The sequence below is a fragment of the Mycobacterium sp. genome, from assembly GCF_032162605.1.
Taxonomy (GTDB): Bacteria; Actinomycetota; Actinomycetes; order Mycobacteriales; family Mycobacteriaceae; genus Mycobacterium.
In genome coordinates this window covers 1-7,725 of the sequence record NZ_JAVROT010000029.1, presented here as the reverse complement: position 1 = coordinate 7,725, position 7,725 = coordinate 1, and the positions used below count along the sequence as shown (strand labels likewise).

Below are 7,725 nucleotides of genomic sequence, written 5' to 3'. Positions count from 1 at the left end.
ATCGATCCGATCTGATCGGCGTCATGCAGCAGGGCCGACTGGTCGAAGTCGGCCCGACTGCCACGGTCATCGCTGATCCGCAGCATCCGTACACCCAGAAGCTGCTGAACAGCGTTCCGTCCCGACTGGTGTCCGTGCGGGACACCAAAATGGTTGCCGCCCAGAGCGACACCGTCGTCGAGGTCACCGATCTACGCAAGGTCTACGGGGGCGTCCCTGCGCTCGACGGAGCCTCCTTCGACATCCGGCGGGGGGAGACGTTCTCCCTCGTCGGGGAGTCCGGCAGCGGCAAATCGACCACCGCGCGCATCCTGACCGGCCTGACGACCGCGACCTCGGGGCACGCATCGGTGCTCGGTACCGACATCACCGCGCTGAGCCGGCGCGACTTCCGGCCGTTGCGCCGCAACGTGCAACTGGTCTACCAGAATCCGTATTCGTCGTTCGACCCGCGCTACTCCGTCTTCGACGTGGTCGAGGAGCCGTTGCGGTCGTTCCAGGCACCAGGTCGACGACATCGTCGCGACAACGCCGATCGCGTGGCAGCCGCACTGGAATCGGCTGCGCTGCCGACGGATTTCGCCAAGCGCCATCCGCGCGAACTGTCCGGCGGGCAGCGCCAGCGGGTGGCGATCGCGCGGGCTCTGGTGTCAGAACCCCAGCTGATCGTCCTCGACGAGCCGATCTCCGCGCTCGATGTATCGGTCGCCGCGCAGATCCTGGAACTGCTGCAACGACTTCAGGACGAACGTGACCTGACCTACGTGTTCATCTCGCACGATCTCGCCGTGGTCGCGGCCATCTCCGACCGTGTCGCGGTGATGCAACAGGGCCGCATCGTCGAGCAGGGCCCGGTCGGTCGGGTCTTCTCTGCGCCGCAGTCGGGCTACACCGAACAACTACTCAACGCCATTGCCGGACGTGAACTGACCAGGAACGAAGCCCGAACATGACGACAGAACAACCGGTTTCACTCGACGAGGCACTGCCGCGGATCCGCGCCGTTCTTGGTGAGCTGGCCAAGGGGGCCGGTGAGCGCGACCTCGCCTACGAGCATCCGTACGCGCTGGTGCAGCAACTCGCCGACGCCGGATTCGGACGGTTGCGGGTACCACGCGAGTTCGGCGGCTTCGACGTAGACCTGCCCACCTTCGTCGCACTCCTGGCCGAGGCGGGGCAGTCCGATTCCAACATCCCGCAGATCTGGCGTGGTCACTTCACCGCAACCGAAATCCTGCGGCTGGAAACCGATCCGGTGATCCGGCGACACTGGTTCCGCACGATCAACAGTGGGACGGTGTTCGGCAACGCACAATCCGAGCCGTCATCGCTGGTCGCCGGGCTGGATTCACCCGACGGATTCGGGGCCATCACGACCCGCGTATACCGCGACGACGCCGGTGCGCTGCGGGTCTCCGGTACCAAGTTCTATTCGACCGGCGCGCGGTTCGCCGACTACATCCGCACGGCGGTCGTCGACGAACGGGGCAACCGCGGTTTCGCGGTGATCCCGGCCCGCCATCCCGGGGTGCAGCACGTCGACGACTGGGACGGTATCGGTCAGCGCCAGACGGGAAGCGGTACAACTCATCTCACCGACGTCCCGGTCGAGGAACACGGCGATGTCGGCCGGTACGCCGACTCCCTGCGCGGCCTGGACTCATTCGTCCAGATCGTTCATCTGGCCAACCTGGCGGGAATCGCCAGGAGCCTGCTCGCCGAGACCATTGACATCGTCCGCGCACGGACCCGCACCAGCCGGCATGCGCTCACCCAGGACGCGACCGCTGATCCCGACGTGCTGGCTGTCGTGGGAACCCTGTATGCCCGAAAGCTGACCGCCGAATCCTTACTCGGTCACGTCGCGCAGCGGTTGCAGGATGCGCACACCTCCGGGCGCGAAGAGGACTACGCCGCCGCCTACGTCGAAACATCGGCCGCACAGGTGGCCGTCATCGAAGCGGTTCTCGAGGCGGCGAACACGGCATTCAATGCCGTCGGTTCGTCCGCGGTGCGCAGTGGGGTGCATCTGGACCGGCACTGGCGCAACGCACGCACCCTGGCATCGCACAACCCGGTCATCTACAAACCGAGAGTCGTCGCGGACTACCTGGTCAACGGTCGCAGTCCGGTATCGGGTTACTACGCGGGACGACCAGCGGCCGCTGACGCCGAGCAGCCGGCGTCGTGACACCGCAGCTCCATCTGAACGTCAACATCCTCAACGCCGGTGTCTTCGGCGGTTCCTGGCGGTTCCCGGGTACCGACGGGTTGGCCAGCTACACCATCGAGCATTACACCTCGATCGCCCGCAAGGCCGAGGCCGCCAAACTCGATGCGGTGTTCCTGGCCGATACCCCGGCCCTGGATCCGACGATCCGGCACCGCACCGGCAACAACCTGGAACCGAGCACGGTACTGGCCCGCGTGGCCGGTCAGACGGAGCGAATCGGGCTCATCGCGACGCTGTCGTCGTCCTACAACGATGCACACGAAATGGCCCGCCGGCTGGGCGATCTGGACTATCTCAGCGGTGGACGGTTCGGCTGGAACGTCGTGACCACGGCCGGTCCCGTCGCTGCCCGCAACTTCGGTCGCGACGCCGAACCCGACCACGGACTTCGGTACCAACGAGCCGGCGACTTGGTCGCGCGGGCGGTGTCAGCGTGGGATACGCGAACCGAATTGATTTCGCCACAGGGTCGACCGGTGATAGTGCAGGCCGGTGGCTCCAGCGACGGAAAGACGTTGGCATCCCGGGTCGGTGAGGTCATCTTCTCCGCCGAGCAGGACATCGATCGCGCTCGCGAGTTCCGCACCGAGATACGCCAGGGTGCAGCACGATTCGGCCGCGACCCGGACGAGGTCGTGGTCCTGCCCGGTCTGTCGACGGTGCTGGGCAGCACCGAGGCCGAGGCCAGGGAGCGTCGCGAACTGCTCGACGAGGTGTTGCCGCAGGCCTACGCCCGCGAACGGCTTGGCGGTCAGCTCGGTTTCTCCCTCGACGGACTCGCCGACGACGAGCCGATCCCGGCTGAGCTGCTGCGTGAACCCGACGACGCAGGCGGGTCGCAGACCTTCTACCGCGTGATCCGCGGGATCATCGCGCGGGAGAACCCGACACTGCGCCAGCTGCTGAAGAAGCTGTCCGGAGGTGGCGGTCACCGCATCGTCGTCGGTACGCCCGAACAGGTCGCCGACGATATCGAACTCTGGTACCGCCACGGTGCCGCTGACGGCTTCAACGTGATGCCCGACGTGTTGCCGTCGGGGTTCGACGACTTCGCTGATCACCTGGTACCGGTGCTGCAACGGCGCGGACTGTTCCGCACCGACTATGAGTCCGCCACGCTGCGTGGCCATCTGGGCATCGGGCTGCCGCAGGCACCGCGCCGGCTGGACGAAGCCGGCCTATGAGCGTCTTCGTCGAGTTGACCGTTGGTGCGTCAGCCGGCCAGGTGTCCGTTGCACAGGCCGATGCCATCTCCGCTGTAGCCCAGGACGTCGGCGTGACCGGGATTCGGCTGGTGGACAACGGCTCTGACGAGCCGACGATCGACCCGTCGATCGTGGGTGCTTATCTCGCCGGTCGTCACAGCGGCGTGTCATTCGTGATCGACAGTCCGACCACCCACCAGGCCCCCTACAATCTGGCCCGTCGAGTACAGTCCTTCGACCGGGCCACGCAGGGCCGCGTGGGTGTGGTGCTGCGCACCGGGGACGGGGACCAGGTCAGCGACGCCGTGCAGCCCGATGTCGGGGCCGATGATCGGGCGCAGCGATGGGCCGAATACGCCGCCGTCCTCACTGGACTGTGGGAGTCGTTCCCGCGCAACGCGTTACTGGGTGATCAGGCTGCCGCGCTGGTGGTCGACGAGGAACTGATCCGTCCCGTCCACTTCGAGGGCCGGTTCTATCGCGTGCGGGGAGCCCTGGATGGTCCGGCGTCGGTGCAGGGACGGCCGGTTCTGCTCGCCGCCGATCCAGCGGAACTGGGGTGGGCACGGATCGCCAAGGCCGCCGACGCCGTGATCGTCGACCCGGCCGACGCCGTCGGTGCAGCGCAGGCGCTCTCGGGCGAACTGGTCACTGCAGGCCGTCGCCGCGAAGACGTTGCGGTGCTCCTGCGGGTGGCCGACGAGCTGTCCGACGTCCCGGCGTGGACGGCAGTCGACGGGATCGACGGCTTCGTACTGGCGCCTCGTGGCTCGGCGTCGGCGATCGAGGACGCGGTTCTCGACGTGGTGCCGCGGCTGCGCAACCCGAGGGGTTCGACGCTGCGATCCGGTTTGGGATTGCCGGATCTGTTGCAGGTCAACGCATGACAGCCGCCAGGGTGTCAGCCAAGCAACCGGAGGCGCTGACCGTAGCCGGGATCCGGGCGGCGATCACGCCCGTTCTGACCCGTCTCGCTGACAGTGCCCGAGAGCGCGAGGGCACCCGCGACTACTCCTACGACGAGGTGCGTGAGCTCCGCGAGCACCGCATCACACTCACCGGGATCCCGGTGGACGACGGGGGCGCCGGCGGCACGGTTCGGGACGTCGCGGATCTGGTCATCGCCATCGCCCGAGCGGACTCCAACGTGGCACAGGCACTGCGTCCCAGCTTCCTGGCCGCTCACACCATCGTCGGGCCCAACGACGTGCCCAATCGCGAGCACATCCTGGAGCGGCTGCGCGCCGGGGATCTGTTCACCGGCACCGGCAATGAGCGTGGCGGACCGTCGGGCGGGGTGGCGACCCGGCTGTACGAGAAGGACAACGAGTTTCGCATCGCGGGCGAGAAGTACTACTCCACGGGCGGGCTCTACGCCCAGTGGTTTGGCGGCAGCGCGGTCGACGACGACGGCAAGGTCGTTCGGTTCACCGTGCCCGTCGACCGCGAGGGAGTCGAACGCCTCGATGACTTCGATGCCATCGGCCAACGTCTGACCGCCTCGGGCACCACCCGGCTGCACGACGTCAGGGTCGAGGTCGAGGAGATTCAGCGGGTCGGCGACACGCCGCCGCCGAACCCGTGGCAGGGCACGTTCGCGCAGCTCTACCTCGCCGCCGTCGAGGCGGGTATTGCGGCGGCTGCCTTGGACGACGCGCTGTGGTTCGCCCGCACGAAGGCGCGACCGATCAAGCACAGCAGCGCCGACCGGGCGGTGGACGATCCCTACGTACGGCACGTCGTCGGAGAGATCGCCGCGCGCGCCAACGCCGCGCGAGCCGTCGTGCTCCTCGCGGCAGAGGCCGTCGGGCAAGTCCTGCTCGCTCCGGCCGGGGAGCTTCGCGACCTGGCCGCCTCGGCCGCGGTCAATGTGGCCCAGGCACAGTACGTCGCCGCCGAATCCGCCCTGCGGGCGGCCGAATTGATCTTCGATGTGGGCGGTGGCTCCGCTACTGACCGCAAATACGCCTTCGACCGGCACTGGCGCAACGCCCGCACGATCGCCAATCACAACCCCCGAAATTGGAAGGTGGCGGTCGCGGGCGGCTACCACCTGGTCGGCGAGGAACCGCCGACGTCCGGACTGTTCTGAAACCGTTCTGAGTTCACGAGAGGAACCGCAACCGCATGTCACTGGAACTCACCCGTCGCCTCGGTCGCACGGGTGTCCTGGTCACCCCGCTGACGCTCGGGACCATGAACTTCGGTCGCTGGGCCGAAGAGGGCGAAAGTATCGAGATCATCCACGCTGCGATCGACGCCGGGATCACGGTGCTCGACACCGCCGACGCGTACGGTCATGGATCGTCGGAGGAGATCGTCGGCAAGGCGCTGAAGTCGGCGTCGGTCCCGCGCGAAGGCCTGTTCCTTGCGACGAAGTTCCACAACCAAATTGGGGACAACCCGCAGCACGCTGGCAACAGCCGCCGCTGGATCATCCAGGCGATCGAAGACAGCCTGCGCAGACTGGGCACGGACTACCTGGACCTCTACCAGGCGCATCGACCCGACCCGCACACCGATCTGCTGGAGACGCTGACCACCCTCGACGGACTGGTCCGCTCCGGCAAGATCCGTTACTACGGCACGTCGGCCTTCCCTGCCCATCAGCTCGTCGAGGCGCAGTGGCTGGCCGAGAAGCACGGCCTGATCGCGCCGCACACCGAGCAGCTGCCCTACTCGCCGTTGGTCCGTGGTTCCGAACGTGAAGTCTTCCCCGTGGTGCAGAAGTATGGGCTCGGTGTCATCAGTTACGGCCCGCTGGCCGCCGGTTGGCTCTCGGGCAAGTACCGGCTCGGCGGCGAGCAGCCCTCCTCGGCCCGCGCCGACCTGATTCCGGGGCGTTTCGACATCTCGCTGGAGCGCAACCACCGCAAGCTGAGCGCCGCCGACGCGCTGGCCCGGCTGGCAGAAGACAACGGGCTCACCACGATCGAGCTTTCGGTCGCCTTTGCGCTCAATCACCCGGCCATCAGCAGTGTCATCATCGGTCCGCGCATACCCGCACACCTCGAGGCCTACCTCAAGGCGGCATCGGTCGAGCTCAGCGATGACGTGCTTGACCGGATCGATGACATCGTCGACCCGGGCACCCAGTTCCTCGAGCGAGACACCGGGCGTGATACCCCCGCTCTGCAACCCGCTTCGTTGCGACGCCCCCGCCGTTGAGTTCCCACCACAGATAGCGAGATCTCTGATGACCGACCAGTCTCCCCATTACCCACGGGTGCACCTCGCAGCCGAAAACCGCTACGACACGCTGCCATACCGGCGCGCGGGTGTCTCGGGACTCGATCTACCTGCGTTCTCGTTCGGTCTGTGGCAGAAGTTCGGCGCCGACTACGCCTTCGACACCCAACGCGACATCGTCCTGCACGCCTTCGACTTGGGCATCACACATTTCGACAACGCGAACCGTTATGGGCCGCCGCACCGCGGTGCGGAGAGGACTTTCGGTCGTGTCCTGCGCGAGGAGTTGGGGCCGTACCGCCACGAGCTGGTGCTGTCCACCAAGGCCGGCGGCATCATTGGTCCCAGCCCGTATCTCAAGGGCGGATCGCGTAAGAACCTGCTGACCTCGCTGGAGCTCAGCTTGCGTGACTTGGGCACCGACTACGTCGACATCTTCTATCACCATGTCCCCGACCTCACGACTCCGCTGGCGGAGACCGCCAGCGCGCTGGCGGCAGCGGTGAGGTCGGGAAAGGCACTCTACGTGGGGATCTCGAACTATCAGCCGGATCGCGCCGCCGAGATTTCCGCGCTGCTGACGGCGGAGGGCGTGCCGCTCCTCGTCCACCAACCGCGGTACTCGATTTATGACCGCAGCATCGACCAGAACGGTTTGGCGGCGCTGGCAGTTGAGGAAGGTTTCGGCTTGGTCGTGTACTCGCCGCTGCATCAGGGCCTGCTCACCGACAAGTACCTCGAATCGATCCCCGACGGTGCACGGGCGCAGGCGAGCGACTTCCTCACGCCTGCGCAGATCGACGACACCTACCGCCGGCGCACCGCCGAGCTCAACAAGGTCGCGGAGGCGCGGGGTCAGTCACTGGCGCAGCTCGCACTGCAATGGGTGCTTCGCAACCCGGCGGTGACCTCGGCTCTGATCGGTGCGAGCTCGAAGGAGCAACTCGACCACAATCTCGCGGCCCTCGACGCTCCCGACTTCACTGACGAAGAGCTTGCTCTCATCGATCTGCACGGTGTCCACGGCACCGCCGCCCGACAGTGACGCGACCCAGCACGTGACCTTCCACCTGGTGGCGTCGCTCATGACGCCCGGCC

7 protein-coding genes are annotated in these 7,725 nt (G+C 66.9%); all 7 read left to right on the top strand.

Translation table 11 applies throughout. The annotated features are described in order from the left end of the window. Positions 1–953: ATP-binding cassette domain-containing protein (locus QOI01_RS01305; protein WP_526377858.1), on the top strand; the 953-nt coding region annotated here is incomplete at its 5' end. Further along, positions 950–2,191, top strand: coding sequence for an acyl-CoA dehydrogenase family protein (locus tag QOI01_RS01300; RefSeq protein WP_526377856.1), 1,242 nt, complete (start codon positions 950–952; stop codon positions 2,189–2,191). The genes QOI01_RS01305 and QOI01_RS01300, both read left to right, overlap by 4 nt. Beyond that, positions 2,188–3,417 (top strand): LLM class flavin-dependent oxidoreductase, encoded by a 1,230-nt coding sequence (locus tag QOI01_RS01295; protein WP_526377854.1) that lies wholly within the window; start codon positions 2,188–2,190, stop codon positions 3,415–3,417. Before QOI01_RS01300 ends, QOI01_RS01295 begins: the two co-directional genes overlap by 4 nt. Continuing rightward, positions 3,414–4,325: an LLM class oxidoreductase gene (locus QOI01_RS01290; RefSeq protein ID WP_526377852.1), complete on the top strand. Its 912-nt coding sequence runs from the start codon at positions 3,414–3,416 to the stop codon at positions 4,323–4,325. The genes QOI01_RS01295 and QOI01_RS01290 overlap by 4 nt, the downstream gene beginning before the upstream one ends. Further along, a complete protein-coding gene (locus QOI01_RS01285) occupies positions 4,322–5,530 on the top strand; it encodes an acyl-CoA dehydrogenase family protein (RefSeq protein ID WP_526377850.1) in 1,209 nt (402 codons plus the stop codon). The genes QOI01_RS01290 and QOI01_RS01285 overlap by 4 nt, the downstream gene beginning before the upstream one ends. 35 nt (positions 5,531–5,565) lie before the next feature. Then, a complete protein-coding gene (locus QOI01_RS01280; protein WP_526377848.1) occupies positions 5,566–6,606 on the top strand; it encodes an aldo/keto reductase in 1,041 nt (346 codons plus the stop codon). Between the two features lie 28 nt (positions 6,607–6,634). Then, positions 6,635–7,672, top strand: a complete 1,038-nt coding sequence (locus tag QOI01_RS01275; protein ID WP_526377846.1) for an aldo/keto reductase — start codon at positions 6,635–6,637, stop codon at positions 7,670–7,672. The last annotated feature ends 53 nt before the right edge of the window (positions 7,673–7,725 follow it).

Excerpts from the sequence above, each read along its gene's own strand:
- QOI01_RS01300 (WP_526377856.1), top strand. The coding sequence starts at position 950 with ATGACGACAGAACAACCGGTTTCACTCGACGAGGCACTGCCGCGGATC.
- QOI01_RS01290 (WP_526377852.1), top strand. The coding sequence starts at position 3,414 with ATGAGCGTCTTCGTCGAGTTGACCGTTGGTGCGTCAGCCGGCCAGGTG.
- QOI01_RS01285 (WP_526377850.1), top strand. The coding sequence starts at position 4,322 with ATGACAGCCGCCAGGGTGTCAGCCAAGCAACCGGAGGCGCTGACCGTA.
- QOI01_RS01280 (WP_526377848.1), top strand. The coding sequence starts at position 5,566 with ATGTCACTGGAACTCACCCGTCGCCTCGGTCGCACGGGTGTCCTGGTC.
- QOI01_RS01275 (WP_526377846.1), top strand. The coding sequence starts at position 6,635 with ATGACCGACCAGTCTCCCCATTACCCACGGGTGCACCTCGCAGCCGAA.